Origin of the sequence: Methylobacterium sp. 88A, from assembly GCF_000376345.1 — a bacterium.
Taxonomy (GTDB): domain Bacteria; phylum Pseudomonadota; class Alphaproteobacteria; order Rhizobiales; family Beijerinckiaceae; genus Methylobacterium; species Methylobacterium bullatum.
Map to the genome: position 1 here is coordinate 3,642,835 of NZ_AQVT01000001.1, position 20,638 is coordinate 3,663,472.

General features: G+C 68.6%; 22 protein-coding genes. 9 read left to right on the forward strand and 13 right to left on the reverse strand.

The window, feature by feature from the left end:
• Positions 1 to 2: 2 nt before the first annotated feature.
• The gene (locus A3OM_RS0117425; RefSeq protein WP_018045055.1) at positions 3 to 680 is read right to left on the reverse strand and encodes a queuosine precursor transporter; all 678 of its coding nucleotides are present in this window, start codon (positions 678 to 680) and stop codon (positions 3 to 5) included.
• A gap of 192 nt (positions 681 to 872) precedes the next feature.
• Between A3OM_RS0117425 and A3OM_RS0117430 the strand changes: the two genes are divergently transcribed.
• The 5 genes from A3OM_RS0117430 (at position 873) to A3OM_RS0117455 (ending at position 5,660) form a co-directional block, all read left to right on the forward strand.
• On the forward strand, positions 873 to 1,469 hold the full coding sequence (locus A3OM_RS0117430; protein ID WP_018045056.1) for a CvpA family protein: 597 nt from the start codon (positions 873 to 875) through the stop codon (positions 1,467 to 1,469).
• A 180-nt stretch (positions 1,470 to 1,649) separates the two neighbouring features.
• The gene (gene purF / locus A3OM_RS0117435) at positions 1,650 to 3,140 is read left to right on the forward strand and encodes an amidophosphoribosyltransferase (protein WP_018045057.1); all 1,491 of its coding nucleotides are present in this window, start codon (positions 1,650 to 1,652) and stop codon (positions 3,138 to 3,140) included.
• Positions 3,141 to 3,148: 8 nt separating this feature from the next.
• A complete protein-coding gene (locus A3OM_RS0117440) occupies positions 3,149 to 3,892 on the forward strand; it encodes an SDR family NAD(P)-dependent oxidoreductase (RefSeq protein WP_018045058.1) in 744 nt (247 codons plus the stop codon).
• Positions 3,893 to 4,073: 181 nt separating this feature from the next.
• Positions 4,074 to 4,481 (forward strand): dihydrofolate reductase, encoded by a 408-nt coding sequence (locus A3OM_RS0117450; RefSeq protein ID WP_018045060.1) that lies wholly within the window; start codon positions 4,074 to 4,076, stop codon positions 4,479 to 4,481.
• Positions 4,482 to 4,535: 54 nt separating this feature from the next.
• Positions 4,536 to 5,660 carry a carboxylate-amine ligase gene (locus tag A3OM_RS0117455; RefSeq protein ID WP_018045061.1) on the forward strand — a complete coding sequence of 375 codons (1,125 nt, stop codon included), beginning with the start codon at positions 4,536 to 4,538 and terminating at the stop codon, positions 5,658 to 5,660.
• Between the two features lie 3 nt (positions 5,661 to 5,663).
• Here A3OM_RS0117455 and der read toward each other — a convergent pair whose 3' ends face one another.
• The 3 genes from der to A3OM_RS0117470 form a co-directional block, all read right to left on the reverse strand.
• Positions 5,664 to 7,022: a ribosome biogenesis GTPase Der gene (gene der, locus A3OM_RS0117460; protein WP_018045062.1), complete on the reverse strand. Its 1,359-nt coding sequence runs from the start codon at positions 7,020 to 7,022 to the stop codon at positions 5,664 to 5,666.
• 64 nt (positions 7,023 to 7,086) lie between these two features.
• Entirely contained in the window at positions 7,087 to 7,800 is a 714-nt protein-coding gene (locus tag A3OM_RS0117465) for a tetratricopeptide repeat protein (RefSeq protein ID WP_018045063.1), read from the reverse strand.
• A gap of 102 nt (positions 7,801 to 7,902) precedes the next feature.
• On the reverse strand, positions 7,903 to 8,508 hold the full coding sequence (locus A3OM_RS0117470; protein ID WP_018045064.1) for an NnrU family protein: 606 nt from the start codon (positions 8,506 to 8,508) through the stop codon (positions 7,903 to 7,905).
• 108 nt (positions 8,509 to 8,616) lie between these two features.
• Between A3OM_RS0117470 and A3OM_RS0117475 the strand changes: the two genes are divergently transcribed.
• Positions 8,617 to 9,786, forward strand: a complete 1,170-nt coding sequence (locus tag A3OM_RS0117475; protein ID WP_018045065.1) for a hypothetical protein — start codon at positions 8,617 to 8,619, stop codon at positions 9,784 to 9,786.
• A 115-nt stretch (positions 9,787 to 9,901) separates the two neighbouring features.
• Here the strand turns inward: A3OM_RS0117475 and A3OM_RS0117480 are convergent, their stop codons facing one another.
• Entirely contained in the window at positions 9,902 to 10,912 is a 1,011-nt protein-coding gene (locus A3OM_RS0117480) for an OmpA family protein (protein ID WP_018045066.1), read from the reverse strand.
• 174 nt (positions 10,913 to 11,086) lie between these two features.
• Here A3OM_RS0117480 and A3OM_RS0117485 point away from each other — a divergent pair, with 174 nt between their 5' ends.
• The gene (locus tag A3OM_RS0117485) at positions 11,087 to 11,386 is read left to right on the forward strand and encodes a hypothetical protein (RefSeq protein ID WP_026176153.1); all 300 of its coding nucleotides are present in this window, start codon (positions 11,087 to 11,089) and stop codon (positions 11,384 to 11,386) included.
• An 87-nt stretch (positions 11,387 to 11,473) separates the two neighbouring features.
• Here the strand turns inward: A3OM_RS0117485 and guaA are convergent, their stop codons facing one another.
• Positions 11,474 to 13,030: a glutamine-hydrolyzing GMP synthase gene (gene guaA / locus A3OM_RS0117490; RefSeq protein ID WP_018045068.1), complete on the reverse strand. Its 1,557-nt coding sequence runs from the start codon at positions 13,028 to 13,030 to the stop codon at positions 11,474 to 11,476.
• A 180-nt stretch (positions 13,031 to 13,210) separates the two neighbouring features.
• Between guaA and A3OM_RS0117495 the strand changes: the two genes are divergently transcribed.
• Positions 13,211 to 13,438: a hypothetical protein gene (locus tag A3OM_RS0117495; RefSeq protein WP_018045069.1), complete on the forward strand. Its 228-nt coding sequence runs from the start codon at positions 13,211 to 13,213 to the stop codon at positions 13,436 to 13,438.
• An 81-nt stretch (positions 13,439 to 13,519) separates the two neighbouring features.
• On the opposite strand, the gene A3OM_RS0117500 is transcribed toward A3OM_RS0117495, so the two are convergent.
• Positions 13,520 to 14,479, reverse strand: coding sequence for an alpha/beta hydrolase (locus A3OM_RS0117500; protein ID WP_018045070.1), 960 nt, complete (start codon positions 14,477 to 14,479; stop codon positions 13,520 to 13,522).
• Positions 14,479 to 15,780, reverse strand: a complete 1,302-nt coding sequence (locus A3OM_RS0117505) for an RsmB/NOP family class I SAM-dependent RNA methyltransferase (RefSeq protein WP_081612687.1) — start codon at positions 15,778 to 15,780, stop codon at positions 14,479 to 14,481. Before A3OM_RS0117505 ends, A3OM_RS0117500 begins: the two co-directional genes overlap by 1 nt.
• Positions 15,781 to 15,978: 198 nt before the next feature.
• Here A3OM_RS0117505 and A3OM_RS26185 point away from each other — a divergent pair, with 198 nt between their 5' ends.
• Positions 15,979 to 16,149, forward strand: a complete 171-nt coding sequence (locus A3OM_RS26185; protein ID WP_018045073.1) for a hypothetical protein — start codon at positions 15,979 to 15,981, stop codon at positions 16,147 to 16,149.
• A gap of 25 nt (positions 16,150 to 16,174) precedes the next feature.
• On the opposite strand, the gene panE is transcribed toward A3OM_RS26185, so the two are convergent.
• The 5 genes from panE to A3OM_RS0117540 all read right to left on the reverse strand — a co-directional run bounded on the left by panE (position 16,175) and on the right by A3OM_RS0117540 (position 20,577).
• A complete protein-coding gene (gene panE, locus A3OM_RS0117520) occupies positions 16,175 to 17,113 on the reverse strand; it encodes a 2-dehydropantoate 2-reductase (RefSeq protein ID WP_018045074.1) in 939 nt (312 codons plus the stop codon).
• 69 nt (positions 17,114 to 17,182) lie between these two features.
• A complete protein-coding gene (locus tag A3OM_RS0117525) occupies positions 17,183 to 17,614 on the reverse strand; it encodes an MAPEG family protein (RefSeq protein WP_018045075.1) in 432 nt (143 codons plus the stop codon).
• 22 nt (positions 17,615 to 17,636) lie between these two features.
• Positions 17,637 to 18,059, reverse strand: a complete 423-nt coding sequence (locus A3OM_RS0117530) for an MAPEG family protein (RefSeq protein ID WP_018045076.1) — start codon at positions 18,057 to 18,059, stop codon at positions 17,637 to 17,639.
• A gap of 10 nt (positions 18,060 to 18,069) precedes the next feature.
• Entirely contained in the window at positions 18,070 to 19,563 is a 1,494-nt protein-coding gene (gene guaB, locus A3OM_RS0117535) for an IMP dehydrogenase (RefSeq protein ID WP_018045077.1), read from the reverse strand.
• A 129-nt stretch (positions 19,564 to 19,692) separates the two neighbouring features.
• Positions 19,693 to 20,577: a DUF3313 domain-containing protein gene (locus tag A3OM_RS0117540; protein ID WP_018045078.1), complete on the reverse strand. Its 885-nt coding sequence runs from the start codon at positions 20,575 to 20,577 to the stop codon at positions 19,693 to 19,695.
• Between the last annotated feature and the right edge of the window lie 61 nt (positions 20,578 to 20,638).

Here is a 20,638-nt window from a genome sequence, read left to right on the forward strand (position 1 = left end):
CCTCACTCCTTGAGCCGGAACGGGTTGAAGTCCGTATTCCGGTCGAAATGGTCCTCGCCCTCCTCGCGCTTCAGCCAGGCGATGAGCGGCAGGCTGAGCGGGAGGGCGGCGATTTCCCACGCGACCTTCAGCAGCCAGGCGCCGAGGATGATGTGGAGGAGATCTCCGGCCGCGAACACGCCGCCGAAGGCGAGGAGGACGAAGATCGTCGTGTCGACGCCCTGGCCGACCACCGTCGACGCCACGAGCCGAAGGGCGAGGAGCCGCCCTTCCGTGCGCAGCTTCATCCGTGCGAGCACATACGAGTTGAGGAACTCACCCGCGAGATAGGCTGTCATGCCGGCAAAAGCAGCGCGCGGAGTCGAGCCGAGGATGGTCTCGAAGGCCGTCTGGTGCGGCCAGAACGGTGCCGGCGGCAGGGACGCCGCGAGGACGTAGGCGGCGATCCAGATCAGCTGTGCGGCAAAGCCGGCCCATACCACCCGACGCGCGCTGGCATAGCCATAGACCTCCGTCAGAACGTCACCGAAGACGTAGGACAACGGAAACACGATCACCGCCGCGCTAAAGGTGACACCGCCCACGCTGACGATCTTGCCGGCCAGGATCAACGACATAATCAGCGTAGCGCTGAACAGCCCCGCGATCGGGACGAGATGGTGGCGGCGCGGCTCGACCATGCGTGCTCCCTCGGAAACGGGCCGACCGCCAATGTTCGAGGACGACAGCCCGGCGTTCCCCCCAACTCGGCCGGTCTTCCGCACCGGAGGGTGACGGCCGAGATTCCGCAGGATATACAGGCGCGGCGGCGAGGGGGAGCCGCACGAGCCGGCGATCGTCAGCCCCTCTGCCCCGTGCGACCATAGCCTTAAATGCCGTTTTCCGTTCTCGATCTGGCCGTTCTCGGCATCGTCGTCATCTCGGCCCTGCTGGCCGCCGTGCGCGGGGCGACACGCGAGGTGCTGGCCATCGTCGCCTGGGTCGCCGCCGCGGCGGTCGCCTGGAAGCTCTATCCCCTGCTGTTGCCCACCGTGAGCCAGCACGTCTCCAACGCCACCGTGGCGCTGGTCGCCTCCATCGCGACCATCTTCCTCGCGACGCTCATCATCGTCTCGATCATCACGGTGAAGGTCTCCGACATGATCCTCGATTCGCGCATCGGCGCGATCGACCGGTCCCTCGGGCTCGTCTTCGGCGCGGGGCGCGGCTTCCTCATCTGCGTGATCGGCTGGGTGTTCCTGGCCTGGCTGGTCCAGGGCAAGATGCCCGATTGGGCGGCCCAGGCCCGCAGCCGTCCGATGCTCGAGAAATCGGGGGACGCCCTGGTGGCGCAGTTGCCCGAGAATCCGGAAGGGTTCCTCAAGCAGTTCAAAAAGTCCAAGGGCGATGTGGTCGACCCCGCCGAACCGGCGGCCGACGGCGATGCGGCACCCGCCCAACGCCGCACCGAGTCGCCGGCCCGGCGCTGACCTTCTCACGCAGCGCGTCTGATCTGCGTGGCATGCCGCTTGGTTGCTGGGCCAAGGCCGACTAAATGACGGCTTCTTGCAGCAAGCGGCCGTCGTCATAAAACGGTCGCAGGATGCAAGCCGGTCCGTGGACGGTGCCGAACTCGGCAGCGGCGGGCCACCTTAGGATCGCAGAACCAGATGTCAGCACGCAGCGCGAGCGCCCGCCATTCGGTCGACGTGGTGGATGGGCTGGACCGGGACGGGGACACGCTGCGCGAGGAGTGCGGCGTCTTCGGCATTTTCGGCCATCCGGACGCCTCGGCCATCGTGGCCCTCGGGCTCCATGCCCTCCAGCACCGGGGCCAGGAGGCGGCGGGCATCGTCTCCTTCGACGGGCACATCTTCCATTCCGAGCGCCGGCCCGGCCTCGTGGGCGATTCGTTCTCCGACCGCTCCACCATCGAGCATCTCGAAGGCTCGGCCGCCATCGGCCATGTGCGCTACTCGACGACGGGCGGCACGATCCTCCGCAACGTCCAGCCGCTCTTCGCCGAACTCGCCAGCGGCGGCCTCGCGGTGGCCCATAACGGCAACCTCACCAACGCCCTCTCCATCCGCCGCGACCTCGTCCGCGACGGCGCGATCACGCAGTCGACCTCCGACACGGAAGTGATCCTGCACCTCGCTGCCCGCAGCCGCGCGCCGCTCATCGTCGAGCGCTTCACCGAGGCACTGCGCCAGGTCCAAGGCGCCTACGCCATCGTGGCGCTCACCAACAAGAAGCTCATCGGCGCTCGCGATCCCCTCGGCATCCGCCCCCTGGTCATCGGCGAACTCGACGGTCGCTACATCCTCGCCTCCGAGACCTGTGCACTGGACATCATCGGCGCGAAGTTCATCCGCGACGTGGAGAACGGCGAGATTGTCGTCATCTCGGAGGAGGGCATCGAATCGATCCGGTTCGCGCCGGCGCAGCCCATGCGCCCCTGTATCTTCGAATACATCTACTTCGCCCGGCCGGATTCCGTGGTGAACGGCAAGAGCGTCTATTCCGTCCGCAAGAATATCGGCCACGAACTCGCCCGCGAATCCGCCACCGCCGCCGACGTGGTGATCCCGGTGCCGGATTCCGGCGTGCCGGCGGCGCTCGGTTTCGCGCAGGAGACCGGCCTGCCCTTCGAGATGGGCATCATCCGCAACCACTATGTCGGGCGCACCTTCATCCAGCCGACCCAGTCGGTGCGTGAGCTCGGCGTGCGGATGAAGCATTCGGCCAACCGCGCCGTGGTGGAGGGCAAGCGCATCGTCCTCGTGGACGACAGCCTCGTGCGCGGGACCACCTCGGTGAAAATCGTGCGGATGATGCGCGAGGCCGGCGCCAAGGAGGTGCATTTCCGCATCGCCTCGCCGCCGATCACCTATCCGGATTTCTACGGGATCGACACGCCCGAGCGCGAGAAGCTGCTGGCCGCCACTCATGATCTCGAAGGCATGCGCCGCTATATCGGCGCGGATTCCCTGGCCTTCCTCTCCATCGAGGGCCTGTACAAGGCCATGGGCGAGGAGAGCCGCAACGAATCCTGCCCGCAATATACCGATCACTGCTTCACGGGCGACTACCCGACCGGCCTGACCGACCTCGCCATCGCCGGGCCGAAGCGTCTCGCGATGCTCGCCGAAGCGGATTGATCCGACCCATGACGACGAAGCCCCTCGACGGCCGCATCGCCCTCGTCACCGGCTGCTCGCGCGGCATCGGCCGGGCGGCGGCCCTGGCCCTCGCCGAGGCCGGCGCGCACATCGTCGCCGTCGCCAGGACGCAAGGGGCACTGGAAGAGCTGGACGACGCGATCCGACAGGCGGGATCGAGCGCGACGCTCGTGCCCCTCGACCTCACCGATTTCGACGCGATCGACCGGCTGGGTCACAGCATCCACGAGCGCTGGCGGAAGCTCGACGTGGTCGTGGGCAATGCCGGCATCCTCGGCAATCTCACGCCCCTCGGCCACGTGACGCCCAAGACCTGGTCGCAGGTGATGGACATCAACGTCACCGCCAACTGGCGCCTGCTGCGCTCGATGGACCCGCTGCTGCGGATGTCGGATGCGGGCCGCGCCATCTTCGTCACCTCCGGCGCGTCGCAGAAATGCAAGGCCTATTGGGGACCGTATTCGGTCTCGAAGGCGGCCCTCGATGCCCTGGTGCGGACCTATGCGGCGGAGACCGAGACGACGGCCATCAAGGCCATGCTCCTCAACCCCGGCCCTCTGCGCACCTCCATGCGCAAGGCGGCGATGCCGGGCGAAGACGAGACCACACTCAAGACTCCCGGCGACCTCGCTCCGCATTTCGTGCGGCTCGCGAGCCCGGATTGGGATCAATCGGGCAAGATCTACGATTTCCCCAGCGACCGCGTGCTGACGCCGCAGATGGCGGCTTAGCTTCCCTGCCCCTCACAACCCCACCCTCCACCTCATTCTGAGGCGCCGAAGCGAAGCGCAGGCCTCGAAGGAGGGCTCCAGCACCCGCAGCGCGATCTGGAGCCCTCCTTCGAGGCCGCTTCGCGGCACCTCAGGATGAGGTCGGTGGAGGGAGTGACCCGCCTTCATCGAGGTTTCCATCATGATCGACGTTCGCTGCATCTGCGCCATCGGCCTGCGCGGCCAGTTGGGCCTCAACGGGCAGCTGCCCTGGGAGGGCAACACCGATCCGCTCTTCGTCGAGGACGTGACGCGCTTCTTCGCGCTGACCATGGGGCACGTGCTGATCGCCGGGCCGAAGACCGTGGCCTCGGTGCCGGACTTCGCCTTCAAGGACCGCACCATCGACGTCATCCGCAGCCACGAGGATCCGGAAGAGGTGCTCAAGCGCTATCCGGGCCGGCGCATCTTCGTCGGCGGCGGCATCACGGTCTGGAACGTCTACGCCAAGTACATCCAGAACTGGGACATCACCCGCCTGCCCTATGACGGCGAGGCGGACCGCTGGTTCGACCCGGCGTGGTTGGTGGGCGGGGCGCTGCGGACCTGACGGCAACGACGACGCCTCCTGCGAGTTGATGCTAATCCACCGCAGGAAACCTCCATGACCGCGCACAGCTACCGTTTCGGCATCGAGGAGGAATATTTCCTGGCCGATGCCGAGACGCGAGGGACGCCGCGGCGGTCGGTGAAGCCGTTCCATACGGAGGCGAGCGAGCGTCTGCCCGAAATCGGGCGCGAGATGCTTCAGTGTCAGGTGGAGGTCTGCACCCCGCCCTCCACGGAGTTCAGCGAGGCGCGTGAGATCCTGGGACGTCAGCGCGACGCCCTCGGCCGTCTGGCGAAAGACCACGAGCTTCTGCTCTTTGCCGCCGGCACCCATCCGGTGTCCGATTGGGCGCGGCAATTGCCGACGAAGGGCGAGCGCTATCGCGGCATCCTGCGGGATGTGGGAATGGCGGGACGGCGCAGCCTGATCTGCGGCATGCATGTGCATGTGGAGGTGCCCGACCCGCAGGGGCGGGTGGACCTGATGAACCGGCTGCTGCCGTTCCAACCGCTGCTATTTGCGCTCTCGGCCTCGTCCCCCTTCTGGCAGGGCAAGCCGACGGGCCTCACCGCCTACCGTCTCAGCGCTTTCGGCGAGCTGCCGCGCACCGGACTGCCGCAGCTCTTCTCGGACCCCGACGCCTATGAGCGCTACGTCCGTATCATGACGCGAGCCGGCTCGATCCAGGATGCGAGCTTCCTGTGGTGGTCCCTGCGCCCGTCGATCAAGTTCCCGACCCTCGAATTGCGGGTGGCGGATTCCTGCACACGGCTGGAGGACGCGCTCACGGTGGCGGCACTCTTCCGCTGCCTCGTGCGCTGTGTCGTGCGCCGGCCCGACCTCAACGCCGATCTCGACGGCGTTTCCCGCGCTTTGGCTGAAGAGAACCTGTGGCGCGCCCAACGCAGCGGCACGGAGGCCGAGATCATCGACGAGGCCAGCGAAGACGCCCTCCCCTTCGCCGACGCCCTCGACGCGATGCTGGCCCTCATTGACGCGGATGCCGACGCGCTCGGCTGCGGCGAAGAGGTGGAACGGGCACGCACCATCGTTCGCGAGGGCACCAGCGCCGACCGCCAGATCGCGGTGTTCGAAGCCGCCCGAGAGACGGGCCGCACCAATCGGCAGGGGCTGGACGACGTGGTCGATTGGCTGAGTGAAACGACCTGCGGGTCGTGAGGCTCAGCCCTTGTTCTCCTTGTCGAACGGGTTCTTCGAGGTGCGTAGCGAGAGCCGGATCGGAACGCCGGGGAGGTCGAAGGCCTCGCGCAGGTTGTTGACGAGGTAGCGGGTGTAGGATTTCGGCAGCCCGTCGAGCTGGTTGCCGAACAGGGCGAAGTGCGGCGGGCGGCTCTTCACCTGGGTGGCGTAGCGGATCTTGATCCGGCGGCTCGCCACCGCCGGCGGCGGGTTGCGCTGGGTCGCCTCGTTGAGCCAGTCGTTGATCTTCGAGGTGGAGATGCGCTTGTTCCAGACCTCGAAGGTCTCGGTGACGGCCTTCATCAGCGTGTCGATGCCGTCGCCGGCGAGGCCCGAGAGGGGCACCACGGAGACGCCGCGCACCTGCGGCAGCAGGCGGGTGCAATCCTCGCGCAGCTTCTTCAGCAGGCCCGGCTGGTCGGCCACGAGGTCCCATTTGTTGAGGCCGATGACCAGGGCGCGACCCTCGCTCTCGATGAGATCGACGATGGTCAGGTCCTGCTTCTCGAACGGGATCGTGGCATCGAGGAGCACCACCACCACTTCGGCGAAGCGCACGGCGCGCAGGCCGTCCGACACGGCGAGCTTTTCGAGCTTGTCGTCGATGCGGGCCTTGCGGCGCATGCCGGCGGTGTCGTGGAGCTTGATGCGGCGGCCGCGCCATTCCCAGTCGAGGGAGATCGAATCCCGCGTGATGCCGGCCTCGGGGCCGACGAGCAGGCGCTCTTCGCCGAGCATCCGGTTGATCAGGGTCGACTTGCCGGCATTCGGGCGGCCGACGATGGCGACCTTGAGCGAACGGTTCGACGGGTCGTCGTCGTATTCCTCGTCCTCGTCGTCGAGCTTGGGCAGAGCCTCGGTGAGCGCGTCATGCAGCTCGCCGATGCCCTCGCCATGTTCGGCCGAGAACGGGATCGGATCGCCGAGCCCGAGAGAGAACGCCTCGTAGGCGCCGGACAGGCCGGTGCCGCCCTCGGCCTTGTTGGCGACGAGCACCACCGGGCAGCCGGCGCGTCGCACCAGTTCGGCGAAGGGCTGGTCGGCCGGCAGGATGCCGGCGCGGGCATCGATGACGAACAGCACGACGTCGGCTTCGAGGATCGCGGCCTCGGTCTGCGCGCGCATGCGGCCGAGCAGCGAATCGGCATCGGCCTGTTCGAGCCCCGCCGTGTCGATGACGCGAAACACCAATCCGCCGAAGTTGACATCACCCTCGCGCCGGTCGCGGGTCACGCCGGGGCGATCGTCCACGAGGGCGAGCTTCTTGCCCACCAGCCGGTTGAAGAGGGTCGACTTGCCGACATTCGGCCGTCCGACGATAGCGACGGTCGGCATGTCCATGGTGGTCTCGATTCAGTCGTCGTACGGAGAAAATTCGTCGTGCAGGCGGCGTGCCGGAACTGGCTCAGCGCGTCACGGGCGGGGGTGCGGCCGGCTCAGGCGCAGGGGCCGCGGTCACGGTGACCGGGCCGCCGGCCACGAGGGCGGCATAGACCTCGATGCGCTGGCGAAGATTGGCCGGCGTCTGAGGATCGGAGATAATCTGGTCGAACCAGCGCCCGGCGGCATCGTATTCGCCGCGCTTCAGCGCCACGAGGCCGAGCATTTCGCGGGCGGTGTGGCGGAACGCGCCGGCCGGGGCGGCGAGCCCCTGGAGGCTGGCGAGGGCCGGATCGGGGTTCGGCTGATCGAGGCGGATCAGGGCAGCGCGCAGGCGCGCCAAGTCGCGCAGGCCGTCGCCGAGCTTGGTGTCGGCGGCCAGCGCATCGTACTCGGCAGCACCCGCGGTGGCGTCGCGCTTGGCGGTCTCGGTGGCGGAGCGGAAGCGGGCCAGCATCCGGTAGCCGCCGGGAGCCTCGGCCTCCAGCGCCTCGAAGGCCTTGTCGGCCTCGGCGCCCTTACCGTCCTTGGCGAGGCGATTGGCGGCCTCGAACTTCTCGGACGCGGCTTCCGCGCGGACCCGCTGGTCGTGCTGCCAGTAGCGATAGCCGCCGACGCCGGCCACGACGAGAATCGCCACGGCGACGATGAGACCGCTGTAGCGCTTCCAGATCTGAGCGACCTGATCGCGGCGATAGTCTTCGTTGACCTCGCGGATAAACTCGTTGTTCTCGGCCATGTCGTCTCACGCCGACCGCGATACGATCGACGGCCTTGAGGAAAACCAAGCCCGGCGCCTAGCACAGCCAGGCCGGCTTGGCGACTGGCCATGCAGCCTGCTTCAGGCCGGGACAGGCCAAGCCGAGACGCCGATCACCCATTGATGCAGGTATTTGGCGAAGGCGAACCAGACGACGAAGCCGACCACGACCGCGATCGCGTCGTTGCGCCAGCCGGCCGGAGCCGCGACGGCGCCGTGCTGGGCGGCCACCGCACCGGCCGACAGGGCGCGGCGCTTGGCGCTGATACGGGCGATCACCGCCCAGGCGAGGAAGCTGCCGAACAGCAGGATCGAGCCGAGGTCGCCATTGGCGAGGAGATGGGCCGTCGCCCAGATCTTCACCGCCAGCAGCATCGGGTGCTTGGCCCGCGCCCGGATATGGCCGGGCAGGTAGGCCGAGGCCAGGGCGATGAAGGCGAGGAGCGTCAGCAGCAGCGCGAGATGGCGCGTGAACACCGGCGGGTTCCAGACCTGGATGTAGCCATCCGCGCGGTATTGCCCGAAACCATAGGCGATGAGCACGATGCCGACGATCGACAGAACGGTATAGCCGAGCTTGAACCGGCTCTCGCCCACCTCGTCGATGACGCCCGCGCGCTTCGTCCTCAACATGGAGAAGGCATGCGTGCCGAGGAACAGCACGAGGCCGAGGATGAGGATGAGCATGGAACGCCTTCGAATCGCGCCTGTGGATCGCGGAAGCCGCGCCAGGCCGGGTGAAGCAGACTGTAATTGTTCAAAACCCAAACTCGGGCCGATGTCCAGGCTCACCCGATGACGCGGCTCCTCGCTCTCCTCCTGCTCGTCCTGCTCCCGCACGCCGTCGCGGCGCGATCCGAACCGCCGCTGTCCGCCCTCACCCTCGTCGGTCCGCCGACGACGATCTTCAGGGCCGGGCGCGATGCCTGCGACGGGGCGGATGTGCCGGACGCCTCCGCCCGTGCCTTCCGCGACGCATCGGGCAGCGTCGCCCTGTTCGGAATGCATTACCGCAACCGGGCCATGCGCGGTCCGAGCCTCGACCAGTTGACGCTCGACTGCACCGTGGTGCTCGACTCCGGCGAGAAGGCCGATCCGGCGGCTTATGACGACCGCTCCTGGATCACGGCCACATGGACCGAGGACGGCAAGGCGGTCTCGGCCCTCCTCCACCACGAGTACCAGGCCAACGAGCACGAGGGCCGCTGCCGCTCGAAGGTCTATATCGAGTGCTGGTACAATACGATCGTCGCCGCCTCCTCCGGCGATGGCGGGCGCAGCTTCAACCGCGCCAGGCCCCCCGTGGTGGTGGCGGGAGCGCCGTTCCGCCAGGAGGTGGGCCAGGGCCGGCAGCGGGGATTCTTCAATCCGTCGAACATCGTCGCGGACGGGCGCTGGCGCTACGTGCTGATCGCCACCACGGGCTGGTCGTCCGGCGGCGGCGAGCAATCCGCCGGGGCCTGCCTGTTCCGCACCGACACGCCCTCCGACCCGACGCGCTGGCGCGCTTGGACCGGGCTCGGCTTCACCGCCGCCTTCCCCGACCCCTACACCAAGCCGACCCTGCTCTCCGAACCGTGCAAGCCGCTGGAGCCGTTCGGCCTGCCGGTGGGCGCGATGGTGCGCCATCGCGGCACGGGGGCCTGGATCGCCGTCTTCATGGCCGCGGCCGGCGCCAAGGTTCCGCAATCCGGCTTCTACTGGACGACCTCGCAGGATCTCCTGACCTGGGATCAGCCGCGCCTGCTCCTCGCCGGCGCCACGCTCTACGACGATCCCTGCGCGGCCCAGGGCGACCTCATCGCCTATCCGTCGATCCTCGATCCGCAGGCGACCGGCCGCAACTTCGACGATGTGGGCGACACCGCCCTCCTCACCTACGTGACGCTACGCCGGGAGGGCTGCCAGGTGACCTCGGACCGCGACCTCGTCCGCCGGCCCCTGGCGATCAAGGTCTGGCCATGAGCCGGGAGCGCATCGTCATCACGGCCGGCCCCTATCCGGCGTAAGGCGGACTTCGTCACCGAGACCGTACCGGTGGAGACGACCTCCCGGGCCGGCGGCACCCCACGTTTCCGTGTCAGAACTTCACCAGTTCCACGCGCCGGTTCTTCGCCCTGCCCTCCTCGCTACCATTGGAGGCGACCGGGCTGGCGGCCCCGAAGCCCTTGGCTCTCAGCCGATCCTTCGCGACGCCCGACGCGATGAGCCTGGCCATCACCGCCCTGGCGCGGCCATCGGAGAGCGACTGGTTGTGCCCGGCGGAGCCGGTCTCGTCGGTGTAGCCGTTGATCGCCAATTTGAGACCGGGATTCGAATTCAGCAGGCTCGTCACCGCTTCGATCTGAGCCGCGGAATCCGGCAGGATCTCGGTCTTGTCGGTGGCGAAGTTGACATGGATCACCGCCCGCCCGGTCTTGTCGATGTCCTGCTTCAGCTGCTCGGCGGGCAGCAGGGAGGCGGTCTGGGCGAACGGCTTCGTCTCGAGGATGGTCCAGCTCGCGTTGCTGCTGCCGGGGACGAAATGCACCCAGATCTGCCGGTCCGGGCGGCGGATCACCCATGTCTGCGTCCGTTCGGAGTAGACGTTACCGAGGCCTTCATACATGCCCATCTTGACCTCCTCCGGCAGGGTATCGGTCACTGACGCGGGCATCTGGCTGTCGGTGAGCTTTCGAGCACCGGCCTGGGTCAGCACGGCCTCGATGTTCTTCTTCAACTCATAGGACGAGTAGGTCTTACCGTCCTTGGCGCCGATGAGGGACAGGAACACCTTGCCGTCGACGTCGTGGAGCGCGGTGCCCGTCCAGAACGGGAAATGCCCGAAATCGCGCGTCTCGGGCGGGTTCACGGGCTGGTAGCCCGTGGGCAGCGTGAAATAGGGAAAGCCGCCGAGGGCCACGGTCGAGACGGGAATGTCGTCGAGTGCCGCGGCGCCCGGTATGGTCCCGCCCCCGGGAGCCGATGGACCCGCGAGCGGCTCGGCCCTGCTTTCGCTGGCCGCACAGGTGAGCGCCAACAGAATCCAGACGAGCTTCACTGCGTTCATCATCCACTCCGGCACGATGACGGCGCCGACGGTCCGGGCCACCGTCGACGGGTTCGCGGGAAGGCGGGGCCTTCAAGGGGCGAGAGATGCCACGCCTACACCCGGCGTCGAGTCGGACGGATGTCCGATGGACCCCGACCGCCCCCTTAGCCGACCACGCGACCTTGCTGCCCGCTCTCGCTCCAGATATTTTACTGGAGATATCCGGAGCCGATGATGGAAAGCTCGCAGAAACGCGCCATCCGGAAATATCGCTCGCGCCTTGGCGAGCGCGGCCTCGCGCGTTTCAAAGTGCTTGGCCGGGACGCAGATCGCGACCTCATCCGGTCGCTTCCCAGACGTCAGTCCGAGGACACGTCCGAGGCCTCGAAGCTTCGCGCGACCGTCAGCCAGTCGATCGCTCGCGCTCCGGCCAAGACTCGACGTATCCTCGCCGCCTTACGGCGCTCTCCGCCGGTGAATGCGGAACTAGATCTTTCCCGCCCCCGTGAAGAGGGACGTAAGGTCGACCTGTGACGCGCTATCTCTTGGACACCAACATCATCAGCAACGTCGTCAAGCGGCTTGTGGAACGATCCGGCGCAATGTCGGTGGAGACTGACATCACTCCCACTCGATGGTGCCGGGCGGCTTCGAGGTGATGTCGTAGGTGACCCGGTTGATGCCCTTGACCTCGTTGATGATGCGGGTGGCGACGCGGCCGAGGAAGGCCATGTCGAAGGGGTAGAAATCCGCCGTCATGCCGTCGACCGAGGTGACCGCGCGGAGCGCACAGACGTGGTCGTAGGTGCGGCCGTCGCCCATCACGCCCACCGTCTTCACCGGGAGGATCACCGCGAAGGCCTGCCAGATCGTGTCGTAGAGACCGGCCTTGCGGATCTCGTCGAGATAGATTGCATCGGCTTTCCGCAGCGCCTCGAGCTTTTCGGCGGTGATGGTGCCGGGGCAGCGGATGGCGAGGCCGGGGCCGGGGAAGGGGTGGCGGCCGACGAAGGCCTCCGGCAGGCCGAGCTCCTTGCCGAGCACCCGGACCTCGTCCTTGAACAGCTCGCGCAGGGGCTCCACGAGCTGCATGTTCATGCGCTCGGGCAGGCCGCCGACATTGTGGTGGCTCTTGATCGTCACCGAGGGGCCGCCGGTGAAGGACACGCTCTCGATCACGTCCGGGTAGAGCGTACCTTGCGCCAGGAAGGCCGCGCCGCCGATCTTCTTGGCCTCCTCGTCGAACACGTCGATGAACAGGCGGCCGATGGTCTTGCGCTTGATCTCCGGGTCGCTGACGCCTTCGAGCTCACCGAGGAACAGCTCCTGCGCCTGAACATGGACGAGGGGGATGTTGTAATGGTCGCGGAACAGCCGCACGACCTCGTCGGCCTCACCCATGCGGAGCAGGCCGTGATCGACGAAGACGCAGGTCAGCTGGTCGCCGATGGCCTCGTGGATCAGCACCGCCGCCACCGAGGAATCGACGCCGCCCGACAGGCCGCAGATCACCCGCTCCTTGCCGACCTGCTCGCGGATCTTGGCGATGGCCTCCTCGCGATAGGCGCCCATGGTCCAGTCGCCGGTGCAGCCGGCGATGTCGCGCACGAAGTTGCGGATCAGCAGGGCGCCGTGCGGGGTGTGCGCCACCTCCGGGTGGAACTGGACCGCGTAGTAGTTGCGCGACTCGTCGGCCACCGCCGCGAAGGGCGCGTTCTTCGACAGGGCGACGGTGGTGAACCCGTCGGGGAGCTTGGTCACCCGGTCGCCGTGGCTCATCCAGACCGGATAATGCTCGCCCACATGCCAGACGCCCTTGAACAGGGGACAGTCCGAAATGATCTCGATCTCGGCGCGGCCGAACTCGGCATGGTGTCCGCCCTCGACCTCGCCGCCGAGCTGCGCCGCCATGGTCTGCTGGCCGTAGCAGATGCCGAAGACCGGCACGCCCGAATCGAACACCACCTGGGGCGTTCGGGGCGAGGCGTCGCTCGTCACCGATTCGGGGCCGCCGGACAGGATCACGCCCTTGGGCTTCGACTCGGCGAAGGCCTCCGCCGCCTTGGTGAAGGGGACGATCTCGCAATAGACCCCCTCCTCGCGCACCCGCCGCGCGATGAGCTGGGTCACCTGGGAGCCGAAATCGACGATGAGGATCTTGTCGTGGTCGGTATTCATAGTTCGGAGTTAGACGAGGCCCTGCCGCCGTGCAACGCGCAGGTTCCGCAGACCGCGCGCCGCCCACATGCGTTGAACGTGGCCCTGCCCGGCGGAGGGCTCCGGGCGGGACCGTTAACCTCGGATTCATCCAACCCGCGCAACTCCTCCCGTCCCTCAAACAGACAGGAGCCTCGCGCGATGAGAACAACCCTCTTCGGACTGGCAGCCCTTACCCTCGCCGGCATCGGCTCGGCCTCGGCTCTGCCGCTGGTCGGCACGACCCCGCCGGCGCCCACCACCGCGATCGAGCAGGTGCGGGTCGTCTCGCGCACCGTCGTCAGGGGCCCCCGCTGCCGGACGGTCGTGACGAAGCGTCGGGGTCCGTATGGGCGGGTGACCATGGTGCGTACGCGCCGCTGCTTCTGAGCATCGGCCTTCCGGCCGTCGACTCGGTGTCGGGACGGCCCGGCTGGAATGGCTCGCCCCTCGGAGCCATTCCTTCGGCTTTCACGCCCGGAGGAACCCGCGCCGCCGCATCCAGGTGAGGAACAGGCCCGACCACGCCGCCGCCGGGGAGCCCGGCACGCCGAGGCCGAAACCATGGCCTCCGCGCTCGAACAGGTGCAGTTCCGTCGGCACCAAGGCGCCGCGCAGGGCGGCATACATGAGCAGGCTGTTGTCCACCACGGCGATGGGGTCGTCGGCGGCCTGGGCGAGGAAGGTGGGCGGCGCCTTCTCGCGCACATGCGTCTCCACCGAATAGGCCGAGGCCTTCACCGGATCGGGCGGGTCGCCTGCAAGGATGCGCCTCGTGGAGGTCCGGTCGAAGGGCGGAAGCAGGGTGATGACGGGGTAGATCAGCCCCGCGAGTTCGGGCCGGGCCGAGAGCGCGTCGCTGGCGTCGAGCCCGGCATAGGTCTCCGCCGAGGCGCGCATGGCCGCCTCTCCCATCAGGTGGCCGCCGGCGGAGAAGCCGAGCACGCCGACCCGCTCGGGGTCGATGCCGTAGGTCACGGCCCCCGACCGGACGAGGCGGAGCGCCCGCTGCACGTCCTGGAGCGGCGCGTCGGCACCGGCCGCCCAGCCCTCGCCGGGGAGGCGGTAGATCAGCACGAAGGCGGTGATGCCCACGGTGGCGAGCCAGCGCGCCACCGGGATGCCCTCGTTGCCGATGTCGATGCGGCGATAGCCCCCGCCCGCCGCGACGACCAGGGCCGCCCCGTTGGGTTTGGGCGCGCGCATGACGAGAAGGCAGGGCCGCGCCACGTTGCTGATCACCCCGTCGCGGCTCTCGTCGAACCGCCCATCCGCCGCGATGGGGCCGCCACCGCCGGGGGGCAGGCCGGGCCACAGGTCGATCACGTCGAGATTCGTGCCCGGAGCCGGAACCGTCTCCGCGCGGGCCTGCGCACCGCCGGACAGCATCGCCGCGGCTGCGGCGACCAATGTCCGGCGGTCGAGGCGCATCAGCCGCGTCGTTCCAGCGTGGCGACGTAGAAGCCGTCCGTGCCGGTGAGCGCCGGGCTCATCTGCAGGCCGTGCTCGGTGAACCGCACCACCCCTGCGAGGCCCGGCGCATGGTCGGCGGCGACCGTCTCGGCCGGCAGGACCGTCAGCCCGCCATTCGCCCGTGCGAGGATGCCGTCGATGGCCGCGTCGTTCTCCTCCCGCAGCAGGGAACAGGTGATGTAGGTGATCCGCCCTCCCGGCCGCACCAGGCGGGCGGCCCGGTCGAGCACCTCGGCCTGGTCCGTGACGCGGGCGCTGAGGGAGCCGGGGCGCAGGCGCCATTTGGCGTCGGGATTGCGCCGCCACGTCCCCGAGCCGGTGCAGGGCGCGTCGACCACCACCCGGTCCACGGTGCCGTCGAGGTCACCGAGCACGTCGGCCCGTGCGCGTCCGCCGCGCGGGGTGCGGATCTCGGCCTCGGCACCGGAGCGGCGCAGCCGGTCGTGGATGGGCGCGAGCCGGCGCGGATCGTCGTCGGTGGCGATGAGCCGTCCCTCGTTCCGCATCATGGCCGCGAGGGCGAGGGTCTTGCCGCCGCCGCCCGCGCAGAGATCGACCACGGTCTCGCCGGCGCGCGCGCCGGTCAGGGCGCCGGCGATCTGGGAGCCCTCGTCCTGGATCTCGTACCAGCCGTCGAGGAATTCCGGCTCCACATGCAAGGCGGGACCGCGACCGTCCTCGCCGATGGGAATGCGCAGGCCGTTCGGCGCATGGGGCGTCACCACCGGCGCCAGATGCGCGAGCCCGGCCAGAGCCGTCTCGCGGTCGCGCTTGAGGGTGTTGATGCGGATGTCGAGGGGCGCGCGGCGGGCGAGCGCGCGCAACTCCTCGAGCAGGGTATCGCCGAACAGGTGGCTGAGCGAAGGGAGGATCCAGTCCGGGACGTCGCCGGCCACGTGGGGCGGTGCATCGGCGAGCGAGCCCTCGGCGATGGCCGTGCGCTCGACATCGGTCAGGGGATCGGGCGCGAAGCGCTCGCCCGAGAACAGCTCGGCAATGGTGGGTGCCGCGAGTCCGTGCTGCAGCCTCAGCATGCCGATCAGGATGGCGCGCGGGGTCTCGTCCCCCATGATCCAGGCGGCAGAAGCGCGCCGGCGCAGGGCGTCGTAGACGAGGCTCGCGATGGCGGCGCGGTCGCCGGAGCCGGCGAAACGGTGGGCGAGGCCCCAATCCTTGAGGGCGTCCGCGGCCGGTCGGCGCCGACCGGCGATGTCGGCGAGTATTTCGATGGCGGCGGAAAGGCGAGCGGGAGGGGTCAGGACGAAATCCTCAGGGTTAGGGAAGCGTGACCGGTCACGGCCACCGCCGCGATACGGTCACGCTTTGAGCGGGTGTCCGACACAATACAGCCGAGCTTCCGGCGCGATCGGCCGTCAGACAGGCAGGGCGCCAGACTCGTCTCGTGCCCTTGCTGCGCCCGAGCCCGCTGCGTCAACGTCCGGAGCCTCGCAATCGTCATGTACCCCATCGTCCAACTCACTCTCGCGGGCCTCGTCCTGCTCAGCGTCGCCGCCTGCTCCACCGCGCCCGCCGTCGACCTGACGCCGCCGCCGCAGCGCCCCTACGATGCCAAGACGCAGCTCGAATACGGCAATCCGCCGCCACCACCCCCGGCTCCGCGCTACTGAGCGTCCGCCTGTCCGGGGCCGCCGCTCAGGCGGCCTCGCGGGCGCGGCGGTTCTCGTAGGCCTTGAGATGGGTGTAGGCCCGGTCGAGCATCGGGTGCGCCCCGTCGCGGCTGCGGGCGATGAGATCGCCGATGATGTGATCGGCCTCGATCCGCGCCTTGTTCTCGATGTCGCGCAGCATCGAGGCGGTGAAGGCCGAGCCCTCCGCGGTGAGACTCGTGCGCGTGTTCTGCATCACCTTCTCCCGCGGGGCGTACCCGGCATCTTCGGCGATCTGGCGGCACTCCTCCATCAGCGCCTCGATGAGGGCGAGGCCGCCCGGCGCGGCGACGATGTCGCCGATGGTGGCCCGCATCAGGCAGGTCGCCCCGGCGAGGGTCGCCAGGAACGACCACTTCTCCCACATCTCGAGAACCATCGTCTCGCTGAGGCGAGCCTGGAACGCGACGCCCTGCATCAGCGCCTCGATCCGCTCCACCCGCTCCGAGCGCCCCCCTGCCCGCTCGCCAAAGGTGAGGGAATGGAGCGGGCTCATCATGCGGATCTCACCGTCGCCCCGCACCGTCGCCACGATGGCGCAGGACCCGCCGAGGACATTCTCCGCTCCGAAAGCGGCGTCGAGGGCGTCGAGATGGCGCAGGCCGTTGAGGACGGGCAGCACCAGCGTCGCGGGGCCGATGGCCGGGGCCACGTCCGCGATGGCTCCGTCGAGGTCGTAGGCCTTGCAGCTGAGGAGAACGAGATCGAAGCGTCCGCACTTGCCCGCCGCGAGATCGGCAGCGGTGAGGGTCGCGGGCTCCGCGATATGGATGTCGCCGGCCGGGCTCTTCACCCGTAGCCCAGAGGCGGCGAGCGTCTCGGCTCGCGCAGGCCGCACGAGGAAGGTGACGTCCCGACCGGCCTCCACGAGACGCGCCCCGAAATATCCACCGGTGGCACCGGCGCCGACGACGAGCACGCGCATGGGACGATCCTCAATCTCGATGAGCGTCCCTCTTTATCGGACGAGGGAGGCGGTTTTCCAGGCGTGCGATCAAATTCCGATCGGCGCCAGAAAGATGCGCACCGCGAAGACGATCCACATCGCCAGCAGCACCAGTGCCCCGAGCGTATAGGCGCGAAAACGGAAGGGGACGTGGTTCGAGGTGACGTAGATGCCCGCATGGACGGCGCGCGACGCCACGAAGATCCAGGCGAGGACGACGCAGAGCAGGTCGGCCTTCTTCGTGTAGAGCGCCAGCGGCACCAGGGCGAAGAACAGCACCGGCAGCTCGAACTGGTTGGAGAACGCGTTGGCGGCCTGTTGCGCGCGGGGCGGCCAGTTGCGCTGTCCCATCGAGACGTCGCCGGCCGTCACCGCACCCGCCTTGATCTCGGCCAGGCGTACCCGTCCCAGCCAGAACATCAGCACGAAGATCAACAGAACTTGCGCGAAGACGGGGGCGAGGATGGCCTGGACGGTCATGGGGGATCCCGATGCGGCGGCGTCAGCGCCCGAGGGCGACGAGGCCGAGATGCGCGACGAGGATCGCGCAGCCGAGGAAGTTGATGACGAAGACCCTGCCCCTGAGGGGCACGTCGTCGGTGAGCGTCTGGACGGCGGTGTGGATCACCCGGCCGGCGAAGAAGAGCCAGGCGGCGGCGACATCGACCCAGGTCACCCGGTCGAGGGCCGCGAGGAGGGCGACGCAGGCGAAAACGATGACGGGCAGTTCGAACTGGTTGGAGAGGTTGCGGGTGATGCGGGCGATCGGCGCGGGTTCGTCGCGGCCGAACTCGAAACACCCGAACTCCACCTCTCCGCGACGCACCGCCAGGAGGCGCGCCGCGGAGAGCCAGACATAGAGGCCGAAGGTGAGCCCGATCTGCGCCAGCACGGGCCAGAGCACGAGGTGGCGCGGATCGGACATCGGACCGGACTCAGGCGCGGCTGGGGTAGTTGGGGCTCTCGCGGGTGATGGTCACGTCGTGGACGTGGCTCTCGCGCAGGCCCGCATTGGTGATGCGGACGAACTGCGCCTTGTCCTGGAACTCGGGGATGGTCGGCGCGCCGACATAGCCCATGGCGGCACGCAGGCCGCCGGCGAGCTGGTGCAGCACCGCCGCCACCGGCCCCTTGTAGGGCACCTGACCTTCGATTCCCTCGGGGACGAGCTTGTGGGTGTCGCTGACCTCGGCCTGGAAGTAGCGGTCGGCCGAGCCGCGGGCCATGGCCCCCACCGAGCCCATGCCGCGATAGCTCTTGTAGGAGCGGCCCTGGTGCAGGAACACCTCCCCCGGCGCCTCGTCGGTACCGGCCAGCAGCGAGCCCAGCATCGCCACGGACGCCCCGGCGGCGATGGCCTTGGCGAGATCGCCCGAGAACTTGATGCCGCCATCGGCGATGACCGGCACGTCGGCCCGGTCGGCGGCCTCCACCGCTTCCATCAGGGCGGTCAGCTGGGGCACGCCGACGCCGGCCACGATGCGGGTGGTGCAGATCGAGCCCGGGCCGATTCCGACCTTGATCGCGTCCGCGCCGGCATCGATCAGCGCCTGGGCCCCGTCGCGGGTGGCGACGTTGCCGGCCACCACCTGAACGGCGTTGGAGAGCTGCTTCACCCGGCGCACGGCATCGAGCACCTTGATCGAGTGGCCGTGGGCGGTGTCGACCACGATCACGTCGCAGCCGGCATCGATGAGACGCTCGGCCCGCTCGAACCCGCTATCGCCCGTGGTGGTGGCGGCGGCGACCCGCAGGCGGCCCTGCTCGTCCTTCACGGCGCCGGGATAGGCCACCTGCTTCTCGATATCCTTGACCGTGATGAGGCCGATGCAGCGGTAATGGTCGTCGACGACGAGAAGCTTCTCGATGCGGAACTGGTGGAGCAGGCGCTTGGCCTCCTCCTGGTTCACGCCCTCGCGCACGGTGATGAGCCGGTCGCGGGTCATCAGCTCGGCGACGGTCTCGGAAGGGTTGGTGGCGAAGCGCACGTCGCGGTTGGTGAGGATGCCGACGAGCTTGCCGCGCGAGCCGTTGGGGCCGCGCTCCACCACCGGGATGCCGGAGATGCGGTTCTGCTTCATCAGCGAGAAGGCGTCGGCCAGGGTCTCGTCGGGATGGATGGTGATCGGGTTGAGCACCATGCCCGACTCGTATTTCTTGACGAGGCGGACCTGCTCGGCCTGCTCGTGCGGCTCGAGATTGCGGTGGATGACGCCCATGCCGCCGTTCTGGGCCATGGCGATGGCCATCGGCGCTTCGGTGACGGTGTCCATGGCCGAGGCCAGGATCGGCATGTTGAGGTGGATCGTGCGGGTCAGTCGCGACGCGACGCTGACCTCGGTGGGCATCACCGAAGATGCGGCGGGACGGAGAAGCACGTCGTCGAAGGTCAGGCCTTCGATGATGGAATCCGCGGTGATACGAGCCATGTGCCAACTCCCGAAACGGTGAGAGGCGCCGGGCTGTAACAGCCGTCGACGCCGAATGCGTTGGCACGGCGCAGTATCATGGGGCCGGACCCTGCGCAAAGGCAGGATCGCGGCATCGCAATGGAAAACTCAGTTGATCGTGTCGCGGGGACCCTTGTCGGTCCATTCCGGCGGCAGGCCGAGATAGTCGCCGACCATGCCGTCGATGCCGGGCGCGCGGCCGAACTGCTCGCAATCCGGGTCGAGCGGAGCCTCGCCGAGGGTGGTGACGCGGATGCGGTCCCAGCTCGGAATCGCCAGCGGCTCCTTGAACGGGTCGCGCCCGGTGACGAGCAACGTGCCGAAATCCTGGCCGAATTCGCCGGCCAGATCGTAGGCGTCCCCGGCCGCCGAGAAGCGCGCCTGGTTGGTGAAGGCGTTGGCGCCGCCGCCCCAGATCATCGCCGCCCGCTGCTGGTGACGGCTATCGAGGGCCTCGGCCTCGATGGTGATGCTGCCGAGACCGATCGGGATGCGCGGGATCGGCACGCGGCCGACAGCGGTGGCGAAGCCGACGCCGAGCTGGGACGCGATGGTGATTCCCGCCGAGGTGGCGATGGTCGCGCCGGCCGCCGGGACGTTGGTGAGTTCGACACGGGTGACGGCGGACCGGATCGTGAGGTCGGCCTTCTTGGTGGAGACCACGTCGTAGCGCAGCGACAGCTCATAGCAGAGGGCGCGGTCGGCCGCGTTGGCGATCAGCCGGCGCTCGACGCTGTTGAGACCGGGGCCGGAGATCGATTCCGGAAACGCCGCCGGGATGATGCGGACCGTCCGCGTCGCCGCGAGGGTCGGCTGATCGGCGTAGAGCTTCGCCCCGGTGGCCACTTCGGTGCTGCCGTTGAGGCGGTCGTAGCGGGTGAGCGACCCCGTCTCGTTGAGAATGACGGTGCCGCAACCGGCGACCATGAGCAGCAGGCCCAGAGCCCCACCGATGAGGGGCGAGCGTCGACAGGTTTCGAACCGCGAGGGCATTCAATATCTTTCGCGCAAAATGGCGGCGGTGGCTCGCTCAACCGACGTGATACGAGACAGC